Origin of the sequence: Dactylosporangium sp. CA-152071, from assembly GCF_050936335.1 — a bacterium.
Lineage (GTDB): Bacteria > Actinomycetota > Actinomycetes > Mycobacteriales > Micromonosporaceae > Dactylosporangium > Dactylosporangium maewongense.
The window spans coordinates 5,549,524-5,575,200 of sequence record NZ_JBNJMZ010000001.1; the positions used below are offsets into that span (position 1 = coordinate 5,549,524).

Below are 25,677 nucleotides of genomic sequence, written 5' to 3' on the forward strand. Positions count from 1 at the left end.
GTGAGTGCGTACGATGCACGCCCGGCGCGCCCCGCCCCGGGGACAAGGAGGAATCCCAGGGGCGCGCCGGGCGCGCAGTTCAGGAAGTGGCCGGGACCGGCCGTTCAGTGGAGTCGAAGGCGGACCCGAACGCTTGCTCCTCGACGGCCTCCAGCGGCAGCGGCGGCCGGGCCACTGCCGCGGCGAGCTGCTCCCGGTTGGCGGTCTCGGCGGCGCGGGCGAGGTCGTCGGCCTGTCCGTCGAGCCACTCGGCGCGGTGCAGCATCCGCTTCGTTAGCGGCATAGGCGCCGCCGAGTCGGTGAACGGCGACGCGGTGAAGCTGGTCTGCTCGAACGCGTTGACCTCGGCGATCAGCTGGTCGGTGCGGGCCTGACGGGCGGCGGCAACCGAACGGAGACGATCCGCACGGGTCCGGGCGTCGAGAGCGCGGGCGGTCAGCACCTCTCGGCGGGCCACGTCAACGCGGCCGTGCGCGGCCGTCACAGCACGGTGGCTGACCTCAAGCTGGGTACGCCGACGGATCAGATCATCGCCGAGCTGGTCCAGGTTGTCAGGGGTCTCGTAGGCTGCGTCGCCGGCGACAGCCTCAGCTTCGGCCAGCTCGGCGGCGGCGACCTCCGCGGCCCGGGTCCGCTCGTCGCTGTCGGCAGTCCACCGGGACAGCGAGGACTCCGCGGCGGCGAGCGCCTCGGCCGCCTCGTCCGGCGTCGGCTTCGGCGGGACCGGCTTGAGCACCCACCGGGACTCGGTCACGCCGGTCACGCTGCGGCCGACTCGCGCAGGGCCACGGCGAACGCCTTCTGCCAGCGGGCGGCGTGCTCGTGACCGCCGCGGCGCATCTCCCGCTCCTGCAGACTGATCGCGTACTTGCGCGAGGACGGCTCGTCCATGCCGAGCTGCCGGCGGGCGGCCTCCGCCACCGCGACAGTCTCCATCGCGAGGTCGGGCGACGGCCCGACCGGGGCGCGAACCGCAGCAGCAGCAGCAGCGGCCTCAGCCACGCGGAGCCGGTCGTTCCGGTCGAACTCCGCTCGGGCGTTGGACTCGGTGAAGCCGTCCCGGCCGATCGCGGCTCGGCGAGCGGCTTCCGCGCTTAGCCCGCGAACTCGGTATGACTCAACCAACCTGTCGAACGTGCTGGTCACGCTGCCCTCCTCATCTCGATCTCGGATCGATCGACCAGCCACACACCTCCGACCTTGCGGGCGGCGATGTCACCGGACCGGGCCAGCTGCCGAACACGGGACTCCGTGACGCGCAGCAGGTCGGCGGCCGTGGCGGTGTCGATCTCCTGGGATGATCGTGAGGGCATTTCCGCAGGCAGGGCTTCCGTGCTTCCGCCAGCGGAAGCGCTGTGCTTCCACTCCTCGCCAGCAGCCCGGATCGCAGCCCACGTCTCGCGGGTCGCGGTAAGACGGCTCGGAGGCAGGTGACCCTTCTCGACCAGCTTTGCCAGGCTCACCAGCCGGGCCGGCATGTGCTCGTCAAGGAGGATCGCGAGCACGAACGCAGGGAACCCCGCGACCGGGGCGACCAGATGCCCCCGCCCCGGTCGCGGCGAGCCGGTCAGGTCCGCCATCTGCTGACCTCGTTTACCACCAGCCAGCCGAGCAGGTCACTCATGGACGCGGCCATGCCCTCCCGGGAGCCATACCGGCTCTGCCCCAGGAGCAACACGGCCTCAAGGAGGCGATCGATCAACCGCTGCGGGTCGCACGTGCCGACGATGACGCGGACGCCCTCGTCGTCGCCGAGCGCGACCGCCCGCAGGAGGGCGGCCATCGTTGCCGGCTCGACATGCTCCGAGGGGCGGCGAGCGAACCTCCCCAGATGGTCGCGCCGGGGCCGTGCTCGACGTCGGGCGCCGTCGCGGTTCTGGTTGGCACCCACCGGGGAGGGGTTCCCGGTGGTCACGTCACCTTGCCCGGATCGGTGGCGGTGCCGCCGAGGCGCGCCAGGTGGCCTGCAAGCGCCGCCCGGACGGTCGTGTCGGCGTGGTCGACGCCGAAGTCCGTGAGGGTCGCTTCGATGGCTGCGGCCACGACGGCGGCCAGGTTGCCGCTGATCCGGTCGTCCCGCGCGGCAAGCGCGTCGAGGATCACCGAGCAGCGGCCGGCGTCGCAGATGGGCAGGTTGTCGATGGTCACTGCTCGTCCCCCTCGGTGTTGCCGATGCCGAGCTCGGCGGCACGGCGGGCGATCTCCGCCTCGACCTGGGCAGCGGTCGGGAGGTCCACCTTCATGGGGGCATCCATGCCGATGAGCTTCCGGCGGCTCTCGCTGACCTTGACGATCTTGTCGATTGCCTGCAGCTTCGGCCCAGGGTCGAGTAGCGGCTTCGTCGGATCGGCAGGGTCCATGATCACGCGGCCGTTGGAATGCGCGACGTGATCCGCCCGCATGATCTTGAACGCCTCGATGAGCGCGGCATCGAGGCGCAGGAGCTCCAATGCCCGCAGACGCGCGGCCGGCTCGGCGACCGTCGCCTTCAGCGCGCGGTTCACCGCCTTCCACGCCGACGACGCATTGGCGTACCCGAACCGGTCGGCGATCTCCTGGTAGCCGACTCCGTCGCTGCGAAGGCGGCACGCCTCGGCGTCCTGAACGGCAGTGTCGTCGGTGCGGACGAATCGCCCGTTACCGCCGCGTCCGCGCTTGCTCTTTCCCTGGTCAGGGTTGTCCGTGGTCATGGTCACCCCGTGTCCTTTCTTGACGAGGGGCCCGTGGATCTGGGCCCCAGGTGGCATGTGGTTCAGCGCCCGGCAGGGCCGAGCAGGGCATCGAGCAGGCAGCGCTCGACGCCTGCCCGCTTCGTCTGGTATTGGCTGGCCTCGGCGGCGAGGAACAGACCGGCGGCGATGCTCAGCTCGGCGCCGCCCTCCCGCAGTTGCTCGTCGAGCGACTCGACGCAGTCGCCGAGCTCGGCGAGGAAATGCCGGTTGCGTCGGCACGCGTCGAGGGTCTGGACGACGCCGTACTGCTGGGACATGAGGGTGTACGCCTCACTGGTGTCGGCGCAGTCGAGGGTGTCGTACAGCGGGTCGGTGGCGCGTTCGAACGCGACGACGATCCGGCGCTCGCGGGCGGTGAACTCGCCGTAGATGCTGGCGGCTCTCGGTGTGGCGGTCATGCTGGTCTCCGTGTTCATGAGGCGTTCCGCCGACGATCGGCGTGCTGTCGCAGGTTGACGAGGACGGCGCTTGGCCCGCGCTGGCCTGCACCAGTCAGCGGCTGGTGCAGGCCAGTGACCTGGCCGGGAACGGCGGGCTTAGGCCACTCGGTAGCCGGGGCTTCTTCGCGGCGCCGGGAAGAAGCCGAGGGTGGGGGCTGGTCCCCACCCTTCGCACGGCGCACCGGGAGCGCGATCGTGTCGGCCGTGATCCGCAACTGCGCCGTGTCTTTCCAGAGGCCGACGGTGGCGGTGCCGGTGACGGTGATGCTGTCGCCCTTGCCGAGTCCGGAGAGGATGCGACCCGCCTCGTCATCGAAGGTGATGACGGCTGCAACGACCGCATCGCCTTCCTCCCAGCCGTCGACGCCCTTCCGCCACGCTTGGAACTTGACGACGCAGTTGGTCCAGGTGCCGCCGGTGCGGGTCGGGCCGGTCTTCGGGTCGCCGAGCAACTGGCCGGTGCCGGTGATGGTGGGCAGGCTCATGGCGCGTACACCTCACCGCTCCAGTCGCAGAGCTGCGTGCGGTCGTCGATCGACGGGTAGGCGGGCGGCGGGTCGTAGATCCCGGCCATGCGGCGCAGCATCCGGGCGTGGACGCTGAGCCGGTCGTACAGGTCGGGGTCGTCAGCGGCGCCGGCGATGGCATCGAGGTGGTCCGCGGCGTCGGTTAAGTCCTGGTCGGTCTTGGCGGCGCGGACCTGCTCGGCGGGCTGGTGGTGGCCGGTCGCGTTGAGGTCGGCGGCGATGAGGTCGAGCCACTCGCCGAGGGCGCGGCAGGTGGGGTCGGTGCAGCAGCCGTCGTGGTCGAGGCTGGGCGGGTAGGTGTAGGTCACGGCGTGACTCCTTCGTGGTCGGTGGTTGCGGTCTTTAAGAGCGCGTCGAGGAACGGGGCGATGACGGTCCGTTCGGGCCTTCGGCGTGCGCTGTTCCCAGCGCTTTGAGGCTGTGGTGACGGTGTGTGGTTGTGTCGGGCGACCTGTCACCTGTCGGGTTCTGTCGGGTACGGCGCGTCTACCTGACAGGTGGAGACGTGTACTAGGACTCACGCCCCTACCTACAGTGAGTGAACCGAGGGGCTGTGATATACGGAGAGTAGTTTTACCCTCAGATCTACGCGTACGTGAGAGCACTCCCAGACGGACCCGACCTGTCAGGTGACACCCGACAGGTCGCAGGTCCGACCCGACAGGTGACAGGCACGCTCTGTAGTGGCCGCTCATCGCGCGTAAACCACGATCGAGCCCCTGGAGCCCAGCACTGCGGCGTCCTCGCCGTAGACGGCAACGTGCCGGTCGACCAACGCCTGGGCGTCATCCATCGTCTTCGCCCCAGCGACCCCGGCCCGCTGAATCTCCCGCTTGGTCGCCTGCCCGCCGTGCTTGCGCAGCCACGCGTTCAGCACGCCGTCCTTCTCGGCGATCCGGGCCTCAGCCCACGACCTCGACAGCGGCGCCTGAGTGTCGGGCAACATCCGCCACACGGCCGCGCAGTAGTCGACGACCTCGACAGCAGCCCGGACGGCCCACAGCGGGATCACACCCGTTGTCACCTTGCTCTCGCCGCGGCTGGCAGCTTCCCCGGCCGCGCACACCTCGGCCAGCACCAGCGCGATCCGGGCCGCGTGCTCGCCGCCCTTCGCGAGGAACGACGTCGACGCCGCGGTCTGGGTGATGTCGGCCCGCTCGGTGGCCCACCGTTCCTCGGCGGCCAGCAACTCCCGACGGGCGTCGCAGTCACGCGGCATGCCCCAGGCCCGGGGCCGCTCCAGGTCGTGGAGCAGAACACGGAGTGCCGCCTCCCACTCGAATGCGGTACGGCCGGTCTCGGTGCCGCTCAGCCCTTCGCTCCAGTGCGGCAACCAGCGCGGCTGCATGTCGGACGCGGCATCTCCGAGACGGCTGACGAACTCGGGCTGGATCGTTCCGAACACGGGCATGACGGGGTTGGCGATGTGGATGAACAGCGGGTCGTCGTCCTTCCCCACCCGCTCGTAGGTCCACGACTTCCCGGACCACAGGGCGAGGAAGCGGGCCTTGTCGCTGCCCACGCCGCCGCCGCGCTGCTTGTACTGGCCGATGCCGTCGAGGACGGTCGTCAGTTCGTCCGGCACCAGTGCGATGCACTCGCCGTTGCCGTTGAGTTTGCGGGCCAGCATCTCGACGGTGGTGTCCTCGGACAGCTTCGACGAGTTGACCGGCTTCGGCATGATCCGCCGGTCCCTGGGGTCGAGGTCTTTCCACGCCTTCATCTCGGCGACGTACCTCAGCGCTGCCCGTTCGGCGTGGCTGCGGTACGGCTTCCAGGCGAGGTCGGCCGCTGGGGTCTTCCCCGATCCGGCGTCCCCGATGGACGGGATCCACAGGGTGGGGACGACGCGGCGGGTGTCGTCGATGACGAGGCGGCTCATCATGGACGCTGCCGATCCGCACCCGAGCAGCGCTCCCGCCACTGCCGCCATCGGAAGCGCGCCGATGGCGTCGAGCTGGGCCTGCATGACGGGGGGCAGCCACTTGGTCGGGTATTCGGGTGCGCGGCGGAGTGGCACCGCCCCGTCCTTCCCGTCGGGATTGGCCGCTCGGTACAGCAGGGCGACGATCTCGTCAACGACTCTGGCCGGCGGGACCATCGCGTCCATCCCCGCGAATCGGCCGAGGAGGGCGTGTGCCTTCCGGACGGCCGCGACGGTGGACGGGATCGCGTCGGGGTCCGTGTGCCCCTGCTCGCTGCCGCCGTCGTCGCGCCGGACGGTGTCCTTGTCGGCGTCGGGTGGTCCCGGGTCGTCCTCGGCGGGCGCCTCGCCCGCGAGGGTGCGCTCCCATTCGTCGTCGTCCCGGTCGGCCTGTGCGCGGCGGTGCCCGTCTTCGCGCTGCGTCGGGGCGGGGTGCGCCGGGGCCTTGACCGGTTCGCCGATGAGTTCGTTGGTGCGCTGCATCAGCGCGAGGGACTCGGCGAGCCGGGCGGCGTCGATGACGCGGGGGCGGTTGCTCTTGGGCGGCGCGTTGTCCAGCGGGTCGCCGGGCACCCACGTGTCGTTGCCGAATCCGCGGCTCATGCAGCGCACCCCTGGTGTTCGCGCTGCTCCCACGACAGTGCGGTCTGGGTCCAGTCGATGGGTTCGCCAGGTTCGGTCGGCGCGTCGGCGAGGCAGAGGTGCCGGTCGAGTCCCCGGACGTTGCGCCGGTGCGCGTCGGTGGGGCCGGGTGCGTGGAATCGGTGGACGCAGGGGTCGCCACCCTCGATGCCGGTGTCGGCGTGGGGCCGCGTGGGGTGGGACGTGATGATGTCGTTCACGGCTGCCGCCGGGCAAGGTGGGCGCGGGGCGCCGCTACGTGCGCGGTAGTCATGCGGCCCGCCTGTACGTCCGGGCCGCTTTCACCAGGTAGCGACCCCTGCCGCACCCCGCGCGTCGGACTGCGGTCAGGATGAGCGCGTCGCCGAAGTGGAGGTGCCGCCCTCCGTAGCCGAGCGGGCAGAGTGCGGTGATGATCGCCCATCGGGTTCGTCTGCCGCTGGGCGCCAGTAGGGATGCGGGCACGGTGGGGAGGTTCTTGTGCCGGCTCCGATTGTTGGCATTCCCGATCGGGCTAGGCGTGGTTAGAATTCTCATCGGTGATGTGGCGTCCTTCAGGACGTTGGTGGCGGCGCCGGGCCGGGGGGCCCGGCCCGTTCGTGTTTGGGGATCTCTGCCGACTGGCGGGTGGTCTCGGCCGGGCGGGGACATCGACATCGGGGGTTGTCGAGTTCCGTATTCAGGCGACCGAGGGCTCTTCCTTGCGGGGCTCAACATCAACATTGAGCAGCGCGAACAGGGGTGCAGTAGGCACCACGTACTTGTTGCCCAAGCGCAGCACCGGAACCGGGAACTCACCGCGACGCGCAAGCGCATGCGCTGTGGTTCGGCCGATCCCGAGCGCTGCGCCGGCGGTGACCAGGTCGGTGCGGACGCCGAGGGCAATGAGCCGCTCGCGGGTCCAGCGGACTGTTCGGGCCATTCGCGTACCTCCAACTCATGAAAACGACACGTTGTGAACGCAAACGACACGTGCCTCAGATCGAAAAAACGGGCGATGCGGATACGCCCTGCTAGTAGCGTACGCGCCTGATCGACATGAAGCAACATCAGGCGTAACGTGTCTAAATCATGAGTGCAAACGAAGAGAACCTCAGCGACGTCATCGCCCGCCGGATCGTCCGGATCCGAAAGAGCCGCAGCATCACCCGCGAGCAGCTCGCCGAAAGATGCGCTCAACTCGGCTACCCGGCACTCACCGGTCCGGCCGTCGCCAACATCGAGACCGGCCGCCGCGGACCGAAGGGCGAACGCCGACGGGACATCACCGTCGACGAGCTGACCGTCCTCGCTGCCGCACTGGACGTCCCGCCGATCATGCTCGCGTTCCCGATCGGCACCGACGCCGAATCACCCGTCGTGCCCCGCCGACGGATCGACACCTGGGATGCCGCGCGCTGGTTCATGGGCGACCTTCACGTCCGCGATGACGGCCGCCCGGCAGCCCAGGAGCTGGAGAGCAGCGCTCGGCCGCTGATCACCGACGGCAACGCCTGGAATTCGGCCGCAACCCCCATCGAGCTCTACCGCTCCCACGACGCGCTGATGAGCGAGTACCACGACGTGCTCATCGGCCGCCTGTACCCCCCGGACGAGGACGAGCGCAAGCGGGAGAAGGAACTCGCCCGCGCAACCGCAGTGCTGTTCAGGTTGCGGGAGAAGCGCGCGGAGATGCGCCGGCACGGACTTACGCCGCCAGAACTCGCCGCAGACGAGCGGCACATCGACGAGAAGCGGCACGTCTTCATGACGCCAGAGCAGGCGGACGCTTACGCTGCCGAGCATCCCGGCGATCTGAAGTTCGTCGACTGGGCAGCCCTCCGCACCGGCAGGGAGTACCGGCCAGGTGACGGCGCCCGCATCCGCGAGGCGCAGGAGTTCGCCCAGAACTTCGAGTCCGACGCCGACGCATCGGACGATGGAGACAGCGACTCGTGAGGGTGTCGACGTTCAAGCGCTGCAGGTGCCGCGATGCAGGCGGCCGCGAACTGGGCCAGAAGTGCCCGCAGTTCCGTCGTGCCGACGGCTCTCTCAACCCGCGGCACGGGTCGTGGTCCTGGCGGATCGAGATGCCGACCGACTCCACCACGGAGAAACGCCGGGTTGTGAAGCGTGGCGCCCACCGGACCGAGGGCGACGCACTCGCCGAGGGAAAGGCCGTCGTCGAGCTGCTGGCGATCCCCGCGCCCGGAGACCTCGGCGCCCCGGATCGAGCGCAGATCATGCAGCTCGTCGACGAGGCGTTGAAGCAGCACGCGCCTCTGCCCGCGGCCGAGGACATCCGTCGGCGCGTCCGCACCGGGCAGCCGATCGCGAGCCGCGTCACGGTCGGCGAATTTCTCGACGGATGGCTTGAGAGCAAGAAGGACATCCGGCCGACCACGTGGGCCGGCTACGAGAGCAACATCCGGATCTACCTGAAGCCAGCTCTCGGGCCGATCGAGATGGACAAGCTCCGCGTTAAGCACGTGTCGGCGATGTTCGACGACATCGACGACTTCAATGAGCGCCTCGCCGAGGTCCGCGCGAACGGCACCAAGGATGAACGGCGCGCACTGCGCTACCGCAAGCCTGTGGGGCCGGCGACGAAGCAGCGCATCCGGGCCACGCTCCGGTCGGCGCTGACCGACGCGCTAAACGAACAGCTCATCGTCACGAACGTGGCGAAGCTCGTGAAGCTCGAATCAGGCAAGCGGCCGAAGGGGCTGGTCTGGACGCGGGAGCGGGTTGCCCGCTGGCAGGAGATCCGTGCCGCTATCACCGCCAAGGAGGCTGCGCGGGCTGAGGCGCTCGCCCGGCGCGACCGCCCCGAGGCCGCCCGCCTGGCTGACGAGATCGCGGCGCTCGAGGAACGGGAACGACCGAGCCCGGTCATGGTGTGGACTGCGGCCCAAACCGGCGCGTTCCTTGACAGCATCACCGAGCACCGGCTCTATGCCCTCTTCCACCTTGTCACGTTCGTCGGCCTGCGTCGCGGTGAAGCCTGCGGCCTGCGCTGGGTCGATCTCGACCTGGACGACGGTGTCGCGACGATCGCCGAGCAGTTGTTCTCCGCCGCAGGCAAGGTCGGCGCGGGTCGGCCGAAGTCCGACGCCGGCGACCGCGACGTGGCGCTCGACAAGGCGACGTGCCTGGCCCTCAAGGCGCACCGGCGACAGCAGCGCGAGGACCGCCTCAAGTGGGGCGCCGCGTGGGTCGACTCGGGCCGGGTGTTCACGCGGGAGGACGGGTCGGAGCTCAACCCGCCGTGGCTGACGGACCTGTTCGGCGAACTCGTCGCCGCGGCCGACCTGCCCCCGATCCGGCTGCACGATCTACGGCATGGCGCGGCGACGCTGGCGAAGGCCGCGGGCATCGACACCAAGATTATTTCGGAGATGCTCGGCCACTCGTCACGCAAGATCACGGACGACACCTACGGCCACGTCTTCGCCGAGGTGGCTCGCGAAGCGGCGGAAGCGACCGCCGCGATCGTCCCGCGGAAGGCCGCCGCGGGCGGTCACGGTGGTCCCGGTGGTCTCCGTTTGGTCTCCGATTCGGGCGCCTGATCGATGCCACAGATCGAGCGGAAACAGAAACCCCAGGTCGGCATGGGTCTAGCAAGAGCCGACGGCGGGACTTGAACCCGCAACCTTCCGATTACAAGTCGGGTGCGCTACCAATTGCGCCACGTCGGCTGGTGGGCTGATCCTACCGGGCCGGGCGGGGGGCTTGCCTCCGACATACGGGTCGGGCGGGTTGGCAGCAAAGTGGGCAAAAAGGGCTGGCGACCTTGGCAGAGCGGTGAACGGCGCCTAGTGTTACGGGAACTCTGGGTGTGCAGTGACGCTGCCTGGGGCTTCTACTCGGATCGTCCGGCACGTTCCTGCCGGTGGAAGGTGGCACTCTGTCATGGCTACGGTCACGTACGCGAAAGCGTCCCGGATCTACCCGGGGACGCCGCGTCCCGCTGTTGACCAGCTGAACCTCGAGATCGGTGACGGGGAGTTCCTCGTCCTCGTCGGCCCGTCGGGCTGCGGGAAGTCGACCTCGCTCCGCATGCTCGCCGGCCTCGAAGATGTCGACGCCGGGGACATCCTGATCAACGACCGCAACGTCACGCACCTGCCGCCCAAGGCTCGTGACATCGCGATGGTGTTCCAGAACTACGCGCTGTACCCGCACATGACGGTGTACGAGAACATGGCGTTCGCGCTGAAGCTGCGCAAGACGCCGAAGCACGAGATCGACCGGCGGGTGAAGGAAGCCGCGGCGATGCTGCAGCTGGAGGACTACCTCGGCCGTAAGCCGAAGGCGCTGTCCGGTGGTCAGCGGCAGCGTGTCGCCATGGGTCGCGCGATCGTGCGTGAGCCGCAGGTCTTCCTCATGGATGAGCCGCTGTCGAACCTCGACGCGAAGCTGCGTGTGCAGACGCGTTCGCAGATCGCCACGCTGCAGGCGAAGCTCGGCATCACCACCGTGTACGTCACGCACGACCAGGTCGAGGCCATGACCATGGGTCACCGGGTCGCCGTGCTGCTGGATGGCGTGCTGCAGCAGGTCGACAGCCCGCGTGCGCTGTACGACCGTCCGGCCAACGTCTTCGTCGCGGGCTTCATGGGCTCGCCGGCGATGAACATCAAGACGGTGCCGCTGACGGAGAAGGGCGGCCGCTTCGGCGACGTCACGCTGCCGCTGACCCCGCAGCAGATCTCCGCGGCGCAGGCCGACGGTGGCGGCAACCGCGTCACGGTCGGGTTCCGCCCCGAGGACACGGACCTGGTCGGCCCCAACGACGGTGGCATCCCGATCACCGTCGACCTGGTCGAGGAGCTGGGCTCGGACGCGTACGTGCACGGCACCGTCGCGCTCGACGGCCAGGACGAGCGCTTCGTCGTCCGGGCCGACCCACGCCGCACGCCGCGCCTGACGGAGATCGTGTACGTCCGGCCGCACGTCAACACGCACCACGCGTTCAACGCCGCGACGGGCCTGCGCATCTGAACTAGCACATAGCGAAAGGGCCGGTTCTCCATAGGAGAGCCGGCCCTTTCCATGAGAACCGTCAGGAAGCGGCGAACCGCCACACCTGGAACCTGCCCTCCGACGCGCACAGGATCACGGAGGCGTTCCACGAGCAGCTCAGGCCGGCCACCTTCGAGGACAGCGGGCCCAGGGCGATCCGCTCGCCGGAGGACGACGTGACGCCGACGAGCGAGACGTCGTAGGCGGAGGAAGCACTCAGGGTGCCGGTGAAGAACATCAGGCTGCCGGCCGTCACGCGGACGCCGTAGGAGGCCTTGTCCTCGTCGCGCAGCACCTGCTTGCCGTCGAGCGAGAGCAGCACGCTGGCGGGCTTGTCCCAGTCGGTGGCGAACAGCTGGCGACCGGCGGGGATGAGCACCGTCGAGCCAGGAGCGGGAGCCTCCCAGACCTGCTTCTTCTCGGCGACGGAGATGGCGCGGACCTTGTTCTCCTTGCCACCGGACGGGCCGTCGATGAGGCACAGCCGGTCATCGGCGCACGGGGCCATGTCGACGACCTGGACCTTGTCGTTGGAGAAGCTGTAGATCTGCGCCGGCTGACCAGATGTGGTCAGGTCGTAGACGCTGACCTTGTACTTGGTGCTGCCGCCCGCGACGAACAGCTTGTCCTCGTGGGCGAGGTACTTGGCGCCGTACTCGCCGATGTTGTTCCAGCTGCGGATGTCAGAGCCGTCGGAGGCCTTGATGAGGCGGATCGTGTCGTCGCCGTCGACGCTGACGAGGTCGTCGCGGGCCTTCATGTCGCGGACGGCGGGCGCGCCGGCGAAGTTGCCCGGGCCGCGGAGGTCCGTGTTCCTGGTCTGGCTGTAGATGGCGGAGCCCTTGGCGTGGTCGGGCCGGCTCCAGCTGTCCTTGCCGGCCCAGGTGACCGTCTCGATCTTCTTCCCCTCGTACCGGTGGATCGCCAGCACCGGGCCGAGACCATAGAGCTCATCGTAGGAGTTGAACGGGGCGTCCCAGAGCTTCTTGCCGCTCTTCCAGTCCAGCAGGAACATCTTGCCGGGGTCCGAGCCGGTGGCGGTGACGACGATGCCGCCCTGGTACGCCGCGAGGCTCCACTTGCTGTAGTTGCCGTCGAGGGTGACCTTCGACCAGGCGGCCTTCATGCCGTCGAGGTCGATGGCCTGAACGAAGAACTGCTTGTCGACCTGCCAGCCGATGACGGCGCGCTCGTTGAGCGTGACCGACAGGGTGGCGTCGATCTTCGAGGGGTCGTCCATCTCGAACGACTTCTCGGCCTTCAGGGTGGCGAAGTCGACGGCGGTGTTGCCGTCGCGGAAGAACCAGAACCAGCTGCCGGCGGCCACGAGGGCGAGTACGACGACCGCGGCGATACCGGCGACGAGCAGGCCCCGGCGGGAACGGCGCGGAGGATCACCAGGAGGAATGGAGATGGACTCGGTCGGCGGAGCGGTCGCACCGTACTGACCGGGCGGGATGACCTGCGCCGCCGACATCGGAAAGCCGGCCGGCGCGGGCCTGCCGGTCGGCGCGGGCCCGCCGGACGTCGGCGCCCCGAACCCCGGCGACACCGGAGCGGACGGCGCGCCACCAAAAGCACCAGTCGAAGGATGAGCCGGCGAACCGACCGGAGAACCAGCCGGGGAACCAGCCATGAAGCCGGTCGGGCTGGCGCCGTAGCCGGTCGCGGAGGTCACCTCGGCGCCGCCGAACCCCACCTGCGCGGGCGGCGGCGCCACCTCAGCCAGCGCCCCTTCGGCGACAGGAAGCTCCGGCTGCTCCAGTACAGTCGGCGCAATCCCCAACTGAGCATGCAACTGCCTCGCCGCCAGCGGCAGCCGGGACGATCCCCCGACCAGGAACAGCCCGGCGAGCTGGTCGCCCCGCAGGCCCGCGGACGCGATCACCGATCCGGTCTCCCAGACAGCGCGGTGGATCAGCGGCCCGACGACCCGGTCCAGCTCCTCGCGCGTGAGGTGGATCGCCTGGTCCGCGCCGGGCACGGTGATCGGCGCGACGGTGGAGCGGGACAGCATCTCCTTCGCGCCACGGATGTCGTCCCAGAAGAGCCGGCGGTCCCGGCGCTGCGTCGTCGTCATCGGGTTGCGCAGCGCGTCCCAGGTCGCGGGCGCGAACCCGGCGATGACCTGCCCGAGGTGCTCGACCAGCGCCGCGTCGATGTCGAGGCCGCCGAGGTCCTCGACGCCGCCGGAGCCGATGACCGTGAAGCGGCCGTTGTCGTTGCGGACGACGGCGATGTCGAGCGTGCCGCCGCCGAAGTCGAACACCGCGAGGGCGGAGCCGACAGGAACGGGGCGGCGCAGTACATCGGCGAAATAGCGGGCGGCGGCCACCGGCTCCGGGACCAGCATGACCGGCGGCCAGCCCGCGCGCCGGGCGGCGGTGGCGAGGGTGTCGCGGCGGCGGGCGCCCCACGCCGCCGGGTAGGTCAGGACCGCCGTGGGCAGGAACCCGACCGCCTCCACGGCCGCGCGGGCGACGGCGGCGAGGATGGCGGCGAGCAGGTCGACGGTCGGGATCTCGCGGTCGCCGAGCAGGACGGTCGGCTCGTCGATGCGGCGCTTCGGGTTGGGCTCGAAGCGCGACGGGTCGAGCCCCGCGAGCCGGGCCGCGTCACGGCCGACGTGCAGCCTGCCGTGCTCGTCGACGTACACCCCGGACGGCATGATCGGCGCGCCGTCGACCAGCAGCGGCCGCGTGCGGCCGTCGGGCCAGCGCACCACGGCCACCGTGTTGGACGTGCCGAGGTCGACGCCGATCGCGAAGCCCTGCTGAGGCTCATTCACCGGCCCATCCTAGGTGCGCCGCCAAATCGTTCGTTCAGCCTCACATCTTGGCGACCATCGAGGACCTGGTGCGGCTGGTGCCGCCGTTCGTCACGGTCGCGGCGCGGGTGATGGGCTGTGCAGTGCGCTGAGCTCATCGAGAGCGGCGCGGATGCACGCCGGGAAGTCCGGCGAGTCGGTGATCCACTGCTCGAACGCCACCTTGAAGACCGCCACACCGAGCTCGGCGGCGAGGGCGGCGGCAACGGGCGGCACGCCCCGGTCTCGGAGCGCTGCGGCGGCCGCGGTACCGAGGGTGGCGAGTTTCAGCAGCTCACGCTCGTGCAGGCTCGGGGTGGCGGCGATGATGGCGGCCCGTTGGCGGGCGAAGTCGCGGCGGTCCTGCATCGACACAGCCGCGCGTTCCATGGCGGCGCCGACGACGTCGAGCGGCCCGTCAGCAGCAGCAGCGTCAGCGATCGCGGCGACCACGGTGTCCTGCAACATCCCGGAGCCGTCGAAGAGGACCTCGCGCTTGTCGGCGAAGTGGCGGAAGAACGTGCGCTCCGTGACGCCGGCGCGCTGGGCGATGTCGGCGACGGTGGTCTGTTCGTAGCCGCGTTCGGTGTACAGCGCGAGCGCCGCCAACATGAGGCGTCCCCGCGCGTCCGGCTCCCAGCGTGCCATAGCTCACGAGTCTAGTGATGACAGCTCCTGACATCACGCGCTATGGTCGGTGATGTCAGCGACTGACATCGTCCATCGGAAGGGCACAACCATGCGCATCTTCGTCACCGGAGCGACGGGCTGGATCGGATCGGCCGTCGTCCCCGAGCTCATCGCCGCAGGCCACGACGTCGTGGGCCTCGCCAGGGACGCCGACAAGGCGGACGCCCTGCGGAAAGCCGGAGTCGCACCCCAACGAGGCAGCCTCGACGAACTCGACAGCCTCCGGGCCGGCGCCGCGAACGCCGACGCCGTCGTGCACCTCGCGTTCAAGCACGACTTCACCGACTACGCCGGCGCCGGGCGGACCGAGCGGGCCGCCATCGCCGCCCTCTGCGAGACCCTGACCGAGGGCCAGCCGTTCCTCTTCGCGTCCGGCGTCGCGCTCATCACGCCCGGCCGGGTCGCGACCGAGCACGACCAGAACCCCTCCAGCGGCCCCGACGCCCCACGCGGCGGCGCCGAGCAGCTGGCGTTCGAGTTCGCTGAGCGCGGCGTCCGCAGCGTCTCGCTCCGCTTCGCCCCGACCGTCCACGGCGCCGGCGACCACGGGTTCGTCGCCGAGCTGGTGCGCGTCGCGCGCGAGCGGGGCGTCTCGTCGTACATCGGCGACGGCACCAACCGGTGGCCGGCGGTGCACCGTTTCGACGCCGCCGCCCTGGTACGACTGGCGCTCACCGCACCCGCCGGCGCCATCGTGCACGCGGTCGACGAGGAGGGCGTGCCGGCCCGCGACATCGCCACGGCGATCGGCGACGGCCTCGGACTGCCGGTCGCACCCGCCGCCGCCGAGGAGCTCGGCTGGATCGGCCGGTTCTTCGCCGCCGACATCCCCGCGTCCAGCACCGTCACCCGGGAGCTGCTGGGCTGGCAGCCGACCCACCCCGGCCTGCTCGAGGACCTGGCGGCCGGCCACTACTTCCGTGCAGCTTCGTGACGATCGCCGACATGTAGCCGGCGACGGTGCCCGCGGCCAGGCCGAGGCGGGTCGCGACGGTCGCGGCGGGCAGGCCGGCGGCGACGAGCTCCAGCACCTGCCGCTCCTTCGCGCTCAACCCCTTCGCGCTCAACCCCTTCGCGCTCAGATCAGTCGCGGCGAAGTGGTCCAGCATCCGGCGGGCGACGCCGGGCCCGAAGAAGGCCCGGCCGGCCGCGACCGCCGCGATCCCGTGGCAGATCTCGTCCTGCGTGGCGCCTCTGACGAGGTACCCGCGGGCGCCGGCCAGCATCGCGTCGAAGAGCTGCGCCGCACCGTCGGACATGCTCAGCACCAGCACGGCGGTGCCGGCAACCACGGCGTCGAGGCCGGGCAGGCGCAGGTCCATGACGAGCACATCCGGCCGGGCGGCGGCCACGGCCTCGGCCGCCTCCCGGCCGGTCGCCGCCGAGGCGACCACCTCGATGCCGGGCAGCGCCGCGAACAGGGCACGGCTCTCGGCATGCTCGGCGGCGACGGCCACGCGGATCACGAATCCAGCGTACGGGTAGCAGTCCGGCCCGCTCTCGCGCAAGATCAGTGGCGGTGACGGATTCCTGACTTCGATCCGGCGAACAAAGTCCCCGAGGGGCGCATCGAACCCTGCGACACCGAAACAACAACCGTTCAGGGAGCCCATCATGCGTACCAAGGCCATCACCGCGATCGTCGCCGCCGCCCTCCTGCTGTCCGCCTGCAGCACGTCGCCCGAGCGCAAGGACGGCGCCGCCGCCCCGGCCGGTGCCACCACCCCCACCTCGTCCGCCCCCGCCGCGCCGACGTCGGCCACCACCTCGGAGGCCGCGCCGGCCGCCACGAAGACCAGCGCCACCACCACGACGCTGGTGCTCGGCCCGCAGGGGTACGGCGCGCTCCGGCTCGGCATGACCCGGGAGCAGGCCGTCGCCACCGGGCTGCTGACCGCGTTCGACGACTCCGGTTGCGCCCAGGCGTTCATCAAGGGCCGACCGGCGGGCCAGGGCAGGGTCTTCCTGTCCCCGGACCGGGGCATCGCCGCGATCCAGGCGTGGCCCACGCTGTCGACGGCCGAAGGGCTGCGGGCCGGCATGTCCGTCACCGAGGCGCGCGGCCTGTACTCGAACTGGACCATCGTCGACGGCACCCTCACCCAGGGCCGGCACTTCGCCAAGGTGCCCAGCAACGACAAGGCCGTCTTCCGGATCACGACGGTCGACAACAAGGTCGCGGACGTGACCCTGCAGCTGGCGAACCAGAACTGCTACGAGTAGGCGGACAGCCGCAGGCCGGCCAGGATCTCGTCGGTACGGTCCGCGGTGCCCACCTGCCTGACCTGCACGTACACCCCGTAGCCACGGGCGGAGAGCAGCACCTCGCTGTAGGAGACAGGTCCGGCGCAGGACGTCCAGCGCCGGACCTGCGCCTGTGCGCCGGCGACGGCCACGGTGCGGTCCGGCTGCCGGACGCAGGGGGCGGCGTGCTCGGGCAGCGTGGGCGCCGGGCCGCCGGTGGTGAAGGCGCCGGCGAAGACGCCGGGCGGCGCGCTCGCCGGGTCCGCCCAGGCGACGACGTCGGTCGTCACCACGAGGCCCGGGGCGCGGCCGCCGCGCAGCCCGAGCACCGCCGGGTCCCAGCCCGCGTCGCGCAGCTGGCCCGCCCAGGCCGGCGGCACCGCGATCGACAGCACGCCGTCGGCGTCGTGCACCCGCACCCAGCCCGGCGGCGGCCCGCCCGCGGCGGCGGAGCCCGCGCTGCCTGCCAGTACAGCTGCCACGGCGGCAACCAGCGTCACCGACCGCCACACCTTGTGCCGCCGGGTGGTCCGCCCGATCGAGTCGACGGCCGACCGCAGCTCGGCGGAGAGCTCGGCCGCCGACGCGAAGCGCTTGCGCGGATCGGGGTGCAGCGCCCGGCGCACGATGTCGTTGACCGGGCTCTTCCCGGCGATCCTCTCGCCCGCGGTGGGCGGGCGGCCGGTGAGCATGTGGAACAGCGTCGCGCCGACCCCGTAGACGTCGGCCCGCACGTCCAGCCCGCCGCCGAGCCGCGCCTGCTCGGGTGCCGCGTAGCCCGGCGTACCGGCGGCGATCGTGAAACCGGATGCGGTCGCAAGGGCCTTGGCCAGGCCGAGGTCCGCGACCAGGACCCGGTCCCGGCCCGGCGCGGGCTGGAACAGCACATTGGACGGCTTCAGGTCACGGTGCAGCACCCCGGCCGCGTGCAGCTCCGCCACGGCGTCGGCGATGTCGGCGGCGACCAGCAGCGCCTCCTCGACCGGCAGCGGCCCGCCGGCGAGCCGGTCGGCGAGGGTGCCGCCGGCGGCGAACGGCATCACGAGATACGGGCGGCCGTCCGGCAGCTCGCCGACGTCGAGGACCCGGACCAGCAGCGGCGAGTCGGCCCGCCGCATGATCCGCCCCTCCTCCTCGAACCGCGCCCGCAGGTCCGAGTGGTACGTCCAGTTGTCGGCCAGCACCTTGATCGCCACGGACGCGTCGAGCGCGTCGTCGGCCCCCAGCCACACGGTGGCGAAGGCACCGGACCCGATGCGTCGCAGCACGCGATATCGACCGATATTGTCAGGCACTGGCACGCCGCAATTATCGGCCATGGAGGGCTTCGTTGACCGACATCGAACAGCTCGCGGCGCGCGCCGCGACCGGCGACACGGCCGCGCGTGACGCGCTGCTGGCCGGCATCGCCCCGCAGGTCATGCGCCAGTGCCAGCGCATCCTGCCCTGCCGCCAGGACGCCGAGGAGGCGTGCCAGGACGCGCTGCTCCAGGTGGCGATGAAAATCACCACGTTCGACGCCCGTTCCCGCTTCTCCACGTGGCTGTACGTGGTGACCGCGAACTGCGCCCGGCAGACGTACCGCAGCCTGAAGCGCCGGGCGAGTGAGCAGTCGACCCCGCAGCTGCCCCTCGACACCGCCGACCCCCGCACGACGAGCGTCATCGCCGGGTCCCGCCTGGATCTGCTGGACGCCCTCGAGCAGCTGGAGGCGCACCGGTCCGAGCTGGTCGGCCCGCTGGTGCTCCGTGATCTGTGTCAGCTGTCGTACGAGGAGATCGCCGCCCACCTCGACATTCCGGTCGGCACCATCAAGTCCCGGATCCACGACGCGCGCCGCCACGTGCGGGCCTCGCTCGCATAGGTGCTCTCAAAGGCGGCCCATCATGCCCAGACCGCGCTCCGCGCAGCCACGCACGCTGCGGTTCTCGTCGCGGAGCAGCTCGCGCAGGGCGGCTCTCGCCGTCTCCACCTGAGCGGCGGTGGCGGGCGGTCCCGGCTGCTGGCGCGGTGACCGCCAGGTGGGCACGACCAGCTGCCCGACGGACACGCTCAGCACCTCGCGGACCAGCACCGACGGGTCGTGCCGGAGCGTGACCATGCTGTCCAGCGCCGCGAGGTCGCCGTAGTACCCGAGGCTCATCAGCGCGCCGCTGCGCAGGCCCAGCTCCGGGTCCCGCAGCATGCCGACCATCGCCGGCACCACGCGCTCGTCGCCGTGCAGCTCGGACAGCGCGCCGAGGGCCGTCCCCCGCACCCGCCGGTCGGCGTCGCGAAGGGCCGCTTCGAGGAGCTCGACGTCTGCGGGCGTGACCACATGGCCGAGGGCCCACAGTCCCGCACACCGCAGGTCGCGGTGCCGCTCGGCGGCGAACGCCAGCACCGCCGGCCGGCACCCCGCCGGGTCGGCCGCCATGAGCCCCGCGAGGGTCGCCTGGAGCCCTTCCCACTCGTGCTGTACCGGCCGCGCGACCGCCCGCAGCAGCAGCGGAAACGCCCGCGTGCCGCGGATTCCCGCCAGGATCCCGGCGAGGAGTTCGACCCCTTCGTGGTCCTCGTCGTCCAGACAACGCTCCAGCGCCGCCTGCACCCGCGGGACGAGGCTGCGGTCCCCGCTGGTCGCGAGTTCCTGGACGGCACCCGGCCGGAGCCTGACGGTGATGTCATCGATGCTCGCCAGTACATCCGCCAACGCCGCCTGCATGTCGGCCATGGCGCGAACATTAGCGCCCGGCGCTGTAGGGTCGCTCGATGAGTGAGCAGGGGTTCGTGTGCCGGGGCTGCGGCCAACGCCACGGCGGGATGCCGTTCTCCTACGGGGCGGTCGCCCCGCAGGTGTGGAGCGACGACTACGCCGGCGACGAGAGCAGCACGCTCGATGACGAGCTGTGCATCATCCAGGCCGAGCACTTCTTCGTCCGGGCCCGCATCGTCATCCCCGTGCTCGACGCCGACACCGACTTCGACTGGGGCGTCTGGGTGTCGCTCAGCAGGGCCAACTTCGAGCGGTCGCTGGAGCTGTGGACGACGCCGGGTCGGGAGCAGGAGCCGCCGTACTTCGGCTGGCTGTCCACCGAGATCCCCGTGTACGAGCCGACGACGCTGAGCCTGAAGACCCACGTGCACACCCAGCCGGTCGGCAGCCGCCCAAGGGTCGAGCTCGAGGCGACCGACCACCCCTTGGCCGTCGAGCAGCGCGACGGCATCACGCGCGACCGCGTCCAGGAGTTCGCCGAGCTGCTCCTGCACCCCTAGTCAGGTGGCGTGCACCGGCCGGAGCTGAAAGAAGCGCCGCCCGGTCCATGGACCGGGCGGCGCTTCTTCGTGTGAACGGCGCTACTGGGTGCGGCGGCGGTTGACCTCGGCGAGGGTGACCGCGGCAGCTACCGACGCATTCAGCGACTCGATGTCGGAGATCATGGGAATGGAGACCTTCAGGTCGCAGGTCTGGCCCACGAGGCGGGACAGGCCGCGGCCCTCCGAGCCGACCACCACGACCAGCGGGCCGACGGCGGCCTCCAGGTCGTACAGGGAGGTGGCGCCGTCGGCGTCGAGGCCGGCGACCATGAAGCCCTCGTCCTGACAGGCCTTCAGGGACCTGGTCAGGTTCGTCACCTGGGAGACCTTGACCCTGGCGGCGGCGCCGGCGCTGGTGCGCCACGCGGTGGCCGTGATCGCCGCCGACCGGCGCTCGGTGAGGAACACGCCCTGGGCGCCGAACGCCGCGGCGGAGCGGATGATCGCGCCGAGGTTGCGGGGGTCGGTGATGCCGTCGAGGGCGATCAGCAGCGGCGCCGTGTGCTCCTTGGCGGCGGCGAGCAGGTCGTCGAACGGCTCGTATGCGAACGGCGGCACCTGCAGGCCGAGGCCCTGATGCAGGACGCCACCGGTCATCCGGTCGAGCTCTGCGCGGGTGACCTCGAGGATCGCGATGCCGCGCTCGGCGGCGGTGCGGACCGCCTCCTTGACGCGCTCGTCCATGTCGATGCCGAGGGCGACGTACAGCGCGGTGGCCGGCACGTGGGTGCGCAGGGCCTCGACGACCGGGTTGCGGCCGACGAGCAGCTCCGGCCCGTCCTTCGGCTGCGACGACTTCCGCCCGGGCGAGACGCGCGGCGTGGACCGTGCCCCTGCCGAGGTCGGCTTCGAGGCACCGAACGGCCCCTTGCCGGCGGTGCGCTTCGTGCCGGGCTGGCCGATCTTCGGGGCCCGGCCCTGGGCGGCCGCCGCGCGCAGCTCGTTGGCCTGCTTGCGGGCGGTCTTCTGGGGAAGCTCCTCGTCGCCGCTGTACCCCTTGTGCCAGGGGCGCTCGTCCGCGGGCAGGGTGCGACCGCGGCCCGTCAGGGACTGCCGGTTCTTCCCACCGGAGCCCTTGGCGGCGCCCTTCTTCGAGACGACCCGCTTGCCGCGGCGTTCAGAATTGCCTGGCATTGTTCTCAGCTCTCCAACGTCCATCGTGGACCGGCCGGGGTGTCCTCCACCGCGATACCGGCGTGCTTCAACTGGTCCCGCACCGCGTCGGCGGCGGCCCAGTCCTTGCGGCCGCGGGCCGCGGTGCGCTGCTCCAGTGCGAGCGCCACCAGCGCGTCGACCACCCGCGTCAGGTCCCCGGCCTGCGTGTCGCTCCACTGGGCGTCCAGCGGGTCGAGCCCAAGCACGTCCAGCATGGCCCGCACCGTGGCGAGGGCCGCCGACACGGCCGCCCGGTCGCCGGCCGCCAGAGCGGTGTTCGCGTCCCGTACGACATCGTGCAGGACGGCGAGCGCGCGCGACGTGTTCAGGTCGTCGTCCATCGCCTCGACGAACGCGTCGGGCAGTTCCGACAGTTCGCCGGGGCCGACCAGCTCCACCGCGCGGGTCACGAAGTTCTCGACGCGGCGGAACGCGGCGGCGGCCTCCTCGAGCGCCTCCTGCGAGTAGTCGATCACCGACCGGTAGTGCGGCGCCAGCAGGTAGTACCGCACCTCGACCGGGCGCAGGCCGGCCTCGACCAGCGCCTCGAGGTTGATCACGTTGCCGAGCGACTTGGCCATCTTCGACCCGCCGAGGTTCAGCAGCGCGTGATGCACCCAGTACCGGGCGAACGGGTGCCCGGCGGCGTGCGACTGGGCGACCTCGTTCTCGTGGTGGGGGAACTTCAGGTCCAGCCCGCCGCCGTGGATGTCGAACTCGATGCCGAGGTACCGCCAGCACATGGCCGAGCACTCGATGTGCCAGCCCGGCCGGCCGGTCCCCCACGGCGACGGCCAGTTGGCCTCGGCCGGCTCCTCGGGCTTGGTGCCCTTCCACAGCGCGAAGTCCCGCGGGTCCTTCTTCGCCCGCTCCGGCCCGTCCGTGGCGGGCTCCATGTCGTCGGGCCGCTGCCCGGACAGCGCGCCATACTCGGCGTGCGAGCGCACGTCGAAATATACGTCGCCGCTGCCGTCCGTCGCCGGGTACGCGTGACCGCGGTCGATGAGCAGCTGGATCAGCTCGTGCATCTCGGTGATGTGCCCGGTCGCCCGCGGCTCGTAGGTCGGGGGCAGCACGCCGAGCTTCAGGTAGGTCGCCGACAGCAGCCGCTCGTTGGCATACGCGACGGCCCAGAACGGCTTGCCCTGCTCCTCCGCCTTGACCAGGACCTTGTCGTCGATGTCGGTGATGTTGCGAATGAACGTGACGTTGTAACCCGAGCGCAGGAACCAGCGCCGCAGCACGTCGTAGTTCACCCCGGAGCGCAGGTGGCCGATGTGCGGCCCGCCCTGCACGGTGAGCCCACACAGGTAGATACCGACCTGCCCGGGCGTCATCGGGACGAAGTCCCGGACCGATCGGGTCGCGGTGTCATACAGGCGTAGGGTCACGGATGCAAGAGTAACGGTCGGACCGCTCCAAACCCGCACCAGCACTAACCTGAGCCTGTGGCTACCGAGACCGCCCAGACCCTCGACCGTGGCCTGCGTCTGCTGCACGTGGTCGCGGAGACGCCCGGCGGCCTGACGATGACGGAGGCCGCAGCCCTCCTCGGCGTCGGCCGCGCCGTCGTGTACCGCCTGGTCGCCACCCTCTCCGAGCACGGCATGGTCCGCCGCGACCGCTCCGGCCGCCTCCGCCTGGGCGCCGGCGTCCTCCAGCTCGCCCGCCGCGCCCAGCCCCTCGTCGCCGACGCCGCCCTGCCGGCCTTACGCCGCCTGGCCGAGACTGTCGGCGCCACCGCCCACCTGACCATCGCCGACGGCGGCGAGGCCTACGCCCTGGCAGTGGTGGAGCCGAGCTGGACCCAGTTCCACGTCGCCTACCGGACCGGCTCCCGCCACGCCCTGGACGTAGGCGCCGCCGGCAAAGCCATCCTCGCCGGCCGCCGCGGCGACTACACAGCCATCACGACGGTCGGCGAACTCCAGCCCGGCGCCTACGGCGTAGCCGCAGCCGTCGCCGGCGTCGAGGGCCTGGAGGCGAGCGTGGGGGTGGTCGCCCTGACCGCCCTGGACCCGACCTCAGTCCCCACCCTCGTCACCACCGCCGCCACCACGGTCGCCTCCGCCCTGCGCTGACCCCACGCACCGGGCCAGCTCTGGAAACCGGTTCTCCCAGAGACCGCGAAGCCGAGCGGGCAGCCACATCGCCCGCCAGAGCCCAACCAGCAACACACCGTCGAGCCAGGCCCGTAGATCGTCCTCCGTGGCAGCCTCGGCCAGCACCGTTCGATACATCGAGGCGAGCCGGGCCGGCCGGTCCAGGTCGTGCTCGGCGCTGCCTGACCAATCCAGGTGGCGGGGCAGCACGACCGTGCCGCTCGTCGGACCACGCAGCTCGGTCAGGCTGTCCGCAACGACGTATGGCCTGCGGTCGCCGTACGGCACATAGTCGGCCGGCGGCCGCACGGGAGTCACCTACGACCGCTGCTGTTGGGGCGACTCAAGCCGCTCGCGGATCTCGGCGGACTGCGCGCCGCTGACCGAGGCGAGCATCTGCTCATGCATCTCGCGGCGACGGGCGACGCGTTCGGTGCTGTCCCACATCGGGTCGGCGGCACGAGCCTTCACCTTCACGTCGCGCCAGGTCGCGGCCTCGGTCATGGCCCGTTCCTCTTCTCCGTGATTGAGGTGGCTTACAGCGGCGGGGCGGGGTCGGTGCGGAGGCGGCTGTAGAGGTAGCCGTCGTGCCAGCGGCCGGAGCGGAACTCGCAGGCTCGGACGATGCCGTCCAAGGTGAAGCCGGCCTTCTCCAGGGATTTCTGTTCGGCGATGTTCTCCGGGTGGGTGCCGGCCTGGATGCGCTGGACCGGGGAGTGGGCGAAGAGGTGGTCGCACAGCATGGCCTGGGCGCGCCAGCCCAGGCCGCGGCCTCGCCATTGCGGGAGGAGGGCGATGCCGATCTCCCAGTAGCCGATGGGGCCGCTGTACTTGCCGGCGATGTAGCTGACGAAGCCCGCCGCTACGCCGTCCGGGTCGGCCTCCACCATGAGGCGGCCCGAGTCGGGGCCGAGGTAGCCGTCCAGGGCGAAGCGCCGGCCGGCCGCGTGCGGGTCGCGGTAGCCGGACCAGTCCAGGCCGATGAGGCCCGGCTCGGTGGCGAACCGGTGGAACATCGCCAGGTCCGATTCGGTCACCGGGCGGAGGCGGATGGCGCTCATCGAGCCTCATCCGGAGCCGAAGACGAGTCCGCAGCCGAATCCACAGCCGAAGGTGCAGGCCAAGAAGAAGGCGAAGACGGTGCTGAGGCGAGGAAGGCGCGGCTGATCGTGGCGAACAGCAGGCCGAGCAGCAGCGCCACCGTGGCGAGGGAGAGGTCGGTGTCGGCGGAGTCGATGGCGGGGTTGCCGGCCAGGGACGTCATCGCCGTGCCGACCGCGGAGCCGATGAAGTACAGCAGCAGGTACGCCGGAATCAGCGCCAACGCGCAGGCGCCCGTGATGGCGAGGAGGCGCAGCGGGGGCACGTCGCCGGTGGCGGTGACCGCGGCCGCGGCGGCCGACGGCAGGAGGACCAGGCCAAGGGCGCCGAGCCAGCCGTACGCGGCGGTGGCCGGCCACGCGGCGAGCGCGGCCAGCGCGGCGAACGGCAACGCCCACAGGAGACGGTCCAGCGGCAGGAGCCCGACCGTGACGGCCGCGAGCATGACGATGAGGACGACCTTGAGCAGGGAGAGGCCGTTCTCGACGCGGACGTCCGCGGCGTCGGTGACCGGCTCGTCCCACGGCGTCGTGATCAGCACGGTGACCGCGGCGGCCACCGCGAAGACCGTCGTCAGGAAGTGCGCCGGTCCGGGTTCGGGGGTCGCCACCGTACGGGCGGCGAACACCATCCCGGCGAACGCCACGGCGCCACCGACGGCCAGCCAGACGGCCGCCGCGCCACCGCTGACGCCGGCCCGGTCGAGCGCCAGGTCAGCCCCGACCCAGATCACGGCCCCCACTGCGGCGGCGAGGACGGCCCGCAGGTCGGCACGGAAGATGAGGACCACCCCGCCGAACGCGAGCAGGATCGCGAGCTGCCGGATGTCCCGCGGCCAGTACGTGTTGTTGCCGACGAACTCGGCCGCCGGAGACGGCTCCATGTACGGCTGGTAGATCGCCAGGCACACCGCCCAGATCACCGCCGCGGCGAGCCCGCTGAGCCCGCCGATCACGCTCCGCCAACGCATCCCCATCGCTGCATCCTGGTCCCTGCCCGACCCGAGCGGAACCCCTCCGGCCAGGCTGTCCGTC

30 protein-coding genes and 1 tRNA gene are annotated in these 25,677 nt (G+C 71.1%); 8 read left to right on the forward strand and 23 right to left on the reverse strand.

Going from position 1 to position 25,677, the window contains the following annotated elements:
- Window positions 1-79 precede the first annotated feature (79 nt).
- The 12 genes from ACQEVZ_RS24775 to ACQEVZ_RS24830 form a co-directional block, all read right to left on the reverse strand.
- Window positions 80-754 carry a hypothetical protein gene (locus ACQEVZ_RS24775; RefSeq protein WP_433370512.1) on the reverse strand — a complete coding sequence of 225 codons (675 nt, stop codon included), beginning with the start codon at window positions 752-754 and terminating at the stop codon, window positions 80-82.
- A 5-nt stretch (window positions 755-759) separates the two neighbouring features.
- On the reverse strand, window positions 760-936 hold the full coding sequence (locus tag ACQEVZ_RS24780) for a hypothetical protein (protein ID WP_433370515.1): 177 nt from the start codon (window positions 934-936) through the stop codon (window positions 760-762).
- Window positions 937-1,142: 206 nt separating this feature from the next.
- Complete coding sequence (locus ACQEVZ_RS24785) at window positions 1,143-1,580, reverse strand: helix-turn-helix domain-containing protein (protein ID WP_433370518.1); 438 nt, start codon at window positions 1,578-1,580, stop codon at window positions 1,143-1,145.
- The gene (locus tag ACQEVZ_RS24790; protein ID WP_433370521.1) at window positions 1,568-1,783 is read right to left on the reverse strand and encodes a hypothetical protein; all 216 of its coding nucleotides are present in this window, start codon (window positions 1,781-1,783) and stop codon (window positions 1,568-1,570) included. Before ACQEVZ_RS24790 ends, ACQEVZ_RS24785 begins: the two co-directional genes overlap by 13 nt.
- Window positions 1,784-1,911: 128 nt before the next feature.
- Window positions 1,912-2,148, reverse strand: a complete 237-nt coding sequence (locus tag ACQEVZ_RS24795; RefSeq protein WP_433370524.1) for a hypothetical protein — start codon at window positions 2,146-2,148, stop codon at window positions 1,912-1,914.
- Entirely contained in the window at window positions 2,145-2,696 is a 552-nt protein-coding gene (locus tag ACQEVZ_RS24800; protein WP_433370527.1) for a hypothetical protein, read from the reverse strand. The genes ACQEVZ_RS24795 and ACQEVZ_RS24800 overlap by 4 nt, the downstream gene beginning before the upstream one ends.
- A 56-nt stretch (window positions 2,697-2,752) precedes the next feature.
- Window positions 2,753-3,130 (reverse strand): hypothetical protein, encoded by a 378-nt coding sequence (locus ACQEVZ_RS24805; protein WP_433370530.1) that lies wholly within the window; start codon window positions 3,128-3,130, stop codon window positions 2,753-2,755.
- 14 nt (window positions 3,131-3,144) lie between these two features.
- Complete coding sequence (locus ACQEVZ_RS24810; RefSeq protein WP_433370533.1) at window positions 3,145-3,657, reverse strand: hypothetical protein; 513 nt, start codon at window positions 3,655-3,657, stop codon at window positions 3,145-3,147.
- A complete protein-coding gene (locus ACQEVZ_RS24815; RefSeq protein WP_433370536.1) occupies window positions 3,654-4,007 on the reverse strand; it encodes a hypothetical protein in 354 nt (117 codons plus the stop codon). The genes ACQEVZ_RS24810 and ACQEVZ_RS24815 overlap by 4 nt, the downstream gene beginning before the upstream one ends.
- 383 nt (window positions 4,008-4,390) lie before the next feature.
- Complete coding sequence (locus ACQEVZ_RS24820; RefSeq protein WP_433370539.1) at window positions 4,391-6,226, reverse strand: DUF3987 domain-containing protein; 1,836 nt, start codon at window positions 6,224-6,226, stop codon at window positions 4,391-4,393.
- Window positions 6,223-6,465: a hypothetical protein gene (locus tag ACQEVZ_RS24825; RefSeq protein ID WP_433370542.1), complete on the reverse strand. Its 243-nt coding sequence runs from the start codon at window positions 6,463-6,465 to the stop codon at window positions 6,223-6,225. Before ACQEVZ_RS24825 ends, ACQEVZ_RS24820 begins: the two co-directional genes overlap by 4 nt.
- A gap of 458 nt (window positions 6,466-6,923) precedes the next feature.
- Complete coding sequence (locus ACQEVZ_RS24830; RefSeq protein WP_433370545.1) at window positions 6,924-7,166, reverse strand: DNA-binding protein; 243 nt, start codon at window positions 7,164-7,166, stop codon at window positions 6,924-6,926.
- A 149-nt stretch (window positions 7,167-7,315) separates the two neighbouring features.
- Here ACQEVZ_RS24830 and ACQEVZ_RS24835 point away from each other — a divergent pair, with 149 nt between their 5' ends.
- Together ACQEVZ_RS24835 and ACQEVZ_RS24840 are read left to right on the forward strand one after the other, a co-directional pair.
- Window positions 7,316-8,182: a helix-turn-helix domain-containing protein gene (locus ACQEVZ_RS24835; protein ID WP_433370548.1), complete on the forward strand. Its 867-nt coding sequence runs from the start codon at window positions 7,316-7,318 to the stop codon at window positions 8,180-8,182.
- Window positions 8,183-8,184: 2 nt separating this feature from the next.
- Window positions 8,185-9,792, forward strand: coding sequence for a tyrosine-type recombinase/integrase (locus tag ACQEVZ_RS24840; RefSeq protein ID WP_433370551.1), 1,608 nt, complete (start codon window positions 8,185-8,187; stop codon window positions 9,790-9,792).
- A 56-nt stretch (window positions 9,793-9,848) separates the two neighbouring features.
- On the opposite strand, the gene ACQEVZ_RS24845 is transcribed toward ACQEVZ_RS24840, so the two are convergent.
- Window positions 9,849-9,921: transfer RNA gene (locus ACQEVZ_RS24845), tRNA-Thr, on the reverse strand.
- A 214-nt stretch (window positions 9,922-10,135) separates the two neighbouring features.
- Here ACQEVZ_RS24845 and ACQEVZ_RS24850 point away from each other — a divergent pair.
- Window positions 10,136-11,227 (forward strand): ABC transporter ATP-binding protein, encoded by a 1,092-nt coding sequence (locus ACQEVZ_RS24850; RefSeq protein WP_344509242.1) that lies wholly within the window; start codon window positions 10,136-10,138, stop codon window positions 11,225-11,227.
- 61 nt (window positions 11,228-11,288) lie between these two features.
- Here ACQEVZ_RS24850 and ACQEVZ_RS24855 read toward each other — a convergent pair whose 3' ends face one another.
- Both ACQEVZ_RS24855 and ACQEVZ_RS24860 read right to left on the reverse strand, forming a co-directional pair.
- Window positions 11,289-14,036 (reverse strand): Hsp70 family protein, encoded by a 2,748-nt coding sequence (locus tag ACQEVZ_RS24855; RefSeq protein WP_433370555.1) that lies wholly within the window; start codon window positions 14,034-14,036, stop codon window positions 11,289-11,291.
- A 90-nt stretch (window positions 14,037-14,126) separates the two neighbouring features.
- Window positions 14,127-14,702, reverse strand: coding sequence for a TetR/AcrR family transcriptional regulator (locus ACQEVZ_RS24860; RefSeq protein ID WP_433370558.1), 576 nt, complete (start codon window positions 14,700-14,702; stop codon window positions 14,127-14,129).
- 91 nt (window positions 14,703-14,793) lie between these two features.
- Here ACQEVZ_RS24860 and ACQEVZ_RS24865 point away from each other — a divergent pair, with 91 nt between their 5' ends.
- On the forward strand, window positions 14,794-15,678 hold the full coding sequence (locus ACQEVZ_RS24865) for an SDR family oxidoreductase (protein ID WP_433370561.1): 885 nt from the start codon (window positions 14,794-14,796) through the stop codon (window positions 15,676-15,678).
- Here the strand turns inward: ACQEVZ_RS24865 and ACQEVZ_RS24870 are convergent.
- The gene (locus tag ACQEVZ_RS24870; protein WP_433370564.1) at window positions 15,590-16,210 is read right to left on the reverse strand and encodes a response regulator transcription factor; all 621 of its coding nucleotides are present in this window, start codon (window positions 16,208-16,210) and stop codon (window positions 15,590-15,592) included. The genes ACQEVZ_RS24865 and ACQEVZ_RS24870 overlap by 89 nt on opposite strands.
- 148 nt (window positions 16,211-16,358) lie before the next feature.
- Between ACQEVZ_RS24870 and ACQEVZ_RS24875 the strand changes: the two genes are divergently transcribed.
- Window positions 16,359-16,967 carry a hypothetical protein gene (locus ACQEVZ_RS24875; protein WP_433370567.1) on the forward strand — a complete coding sequence of 203 codons (609 nt, stop codon included), beginning with the start codon at window positions 16,359-16,361 and terminating at the stop codon, window positions 16,965-16,967.
- Here ACQEVZ_RS24875 and ACQEVZ_RS24880 read toward each other — a convergent pair.
- Window positions 16,958-18,256 carry a serine/threonine-protein kinase gene (locus ACQEVZ_RS24880; RefSeq protein ID WP_433370570.1) on the reverse strand — a complete coding sequence of 433 codons (1,299 nt, stop codon included), beginning with the start codon at window positions 18,254-18,256 and terminating at the stop codon, window positions 16,958-16,960. The two genes, ACQEVZ_RS24875 and ACQEVZ_RS24880, sit on opposite strands and share 10 nt — an antisense overlap.
- Window positions 18,257-18,318: 62 nt before the next feature.
- Between ACQEVZ_RS24880 and ACQEVZ_RS24885 the strand changes: the two genes are divergently transcribed.
- The gene (locus tag ACQEVZ_RS24885) at window positions 18,319-18,852 is read left to right on the forward strand and encodes an RNA polymerase sigma factor (RefSeq protein ID WP_433370573.1); all 534 of its coding nucleotides are present in this window, start codon (window positions 18,319-18,321) and stop codon (window positions 18,850-18,852) included.
- Window positions 18,853-18,858: 6 nt separating this feature from the next.
- Here the strand turns inward: ACQEVZ_RS24885 and ACQEVZ_RS24890 are convergent, their stop codons facing one another.
- On the reverse strand, window positions 18,859-19,701 hold the full coding sequence (locus ACQEVZ_RS24890) for a HEAT repeat domain-containing protein (protein WP_433370576.1): 843 nt from the start codon (window positions 19,699-19,701) through the stop codon (window positions 18,859-18,861).
- 38 nt (window positions 19,702-19,739) lie between these two features.
- Here ACQEVZ_RS24890 and ACQEVZ_RS24895 point away from each other — a divergent pair, with 38 nt between their 5' ends.
- Entirely contained in the window at window positions 19,740-20,243 is a 504-nt protein-coding gene (locus ACQEVZ_RS24895; protein ID WP_433370579.1) for a DUF2199 domain-containing protein, read from the forward strand.
- 81 nt (window positions 20,244-20,324) lie between these two features.
- Here the strand turns inward: ACQEVZ_RS24895 and rlmB are convergent, their stop codons facing one another.
- Window positions 20,325-21,419: a 23S rRNA (guanosine(2251)-2'-O)-methyltransferase RlmB gene (gene rlmB, locus ACQEVZ_RS24900; protein WP_433370582.1), complete on the reverse strand. Its 1,095-nt coding sequence runs from the start codon at window positions 21,417-21,419 to the stop codon at window positions 20,325-20,327.
- A 5-nt stretch (window positions 21,420-21,424) separates the two neighbouring features.
- Complete coding sequence (cysS, locus tag ACQEVZ_RS24905) at window positions 21,425-22,831, reverse strand: cysteine--tRNA ligase (protein ID WP_433370585.1); 1,407 nt, start codon at window positions 22,829-22,831, stop codon at window positions 21,425-21,427.
- Between the two features lie 57 nt (window positions 22,832-22,888).
- Here cysS and ACQEVZ_RS24910 point away from each other — a divergent pair, with 57 nt between their 5' ends.
- Complete coding sequence (locus tag ACQEVZ_RS24910; protein ID WP_344509213.1) at window positions 22,889-23,521, forward strand: IclR family transcriptional regulator; 633 nt, start codon at window positions 22,889-22,891, stop codon at window positions 23,519-23,521.
- A 339-nt stretch (window positions 23,522-23,860) separates the two neighbouring features.
- On the opposite strand, the gene ACQEVZ_RS24915 is transcribed toward ACQEVZ_RS24910, so the two are convergent.
- From ACQEVZ_RS24915 to ACQEVZ_RS24925, 3 genes are read right to left on the reverse strand one after another with little or no spacing between them, the layout of a single operon-like run.
- Window positions 23,861-24,046, reverse strand: coding sequence for a hypothetical protein (locus ACQEVZ_RS24915; protein ID WP_433370589.1), 186 nt, complete (start codon window positions 24,044-24,046; stop codon window positions 23,861-23,863).
- A 32-nt stretch (window positions 24,047-24,078) separates the two neighbouring features.
- A complete protein-coding gene (locus ACQEVZ_RS24920) occupies window positions 24,079-24,603 on the reverse strand; it encodes a GNAT family N-acetyltransferase (protein WP_433370592.1) in 525 nt (174 codons plus the stop codon).
- Window positions 24,600-25,619, reverse strand: coding sequence for a hypothetical protein (locus tag ACQEVZ_RS24925; RefSeq protein WP_433370595.1), 1,020 nt, complete (start codon window positions 25,617-25,619; stop codon window positions 24,600-24,602). Before ACQEVZ_RS24925 ends, ACQEVZ_RS24920 begins: the two co-directional genes overlap by 4 nt.
- Between the last annotated feature and the right edge of the window lie 58 nt (window positions 25,620-25,677).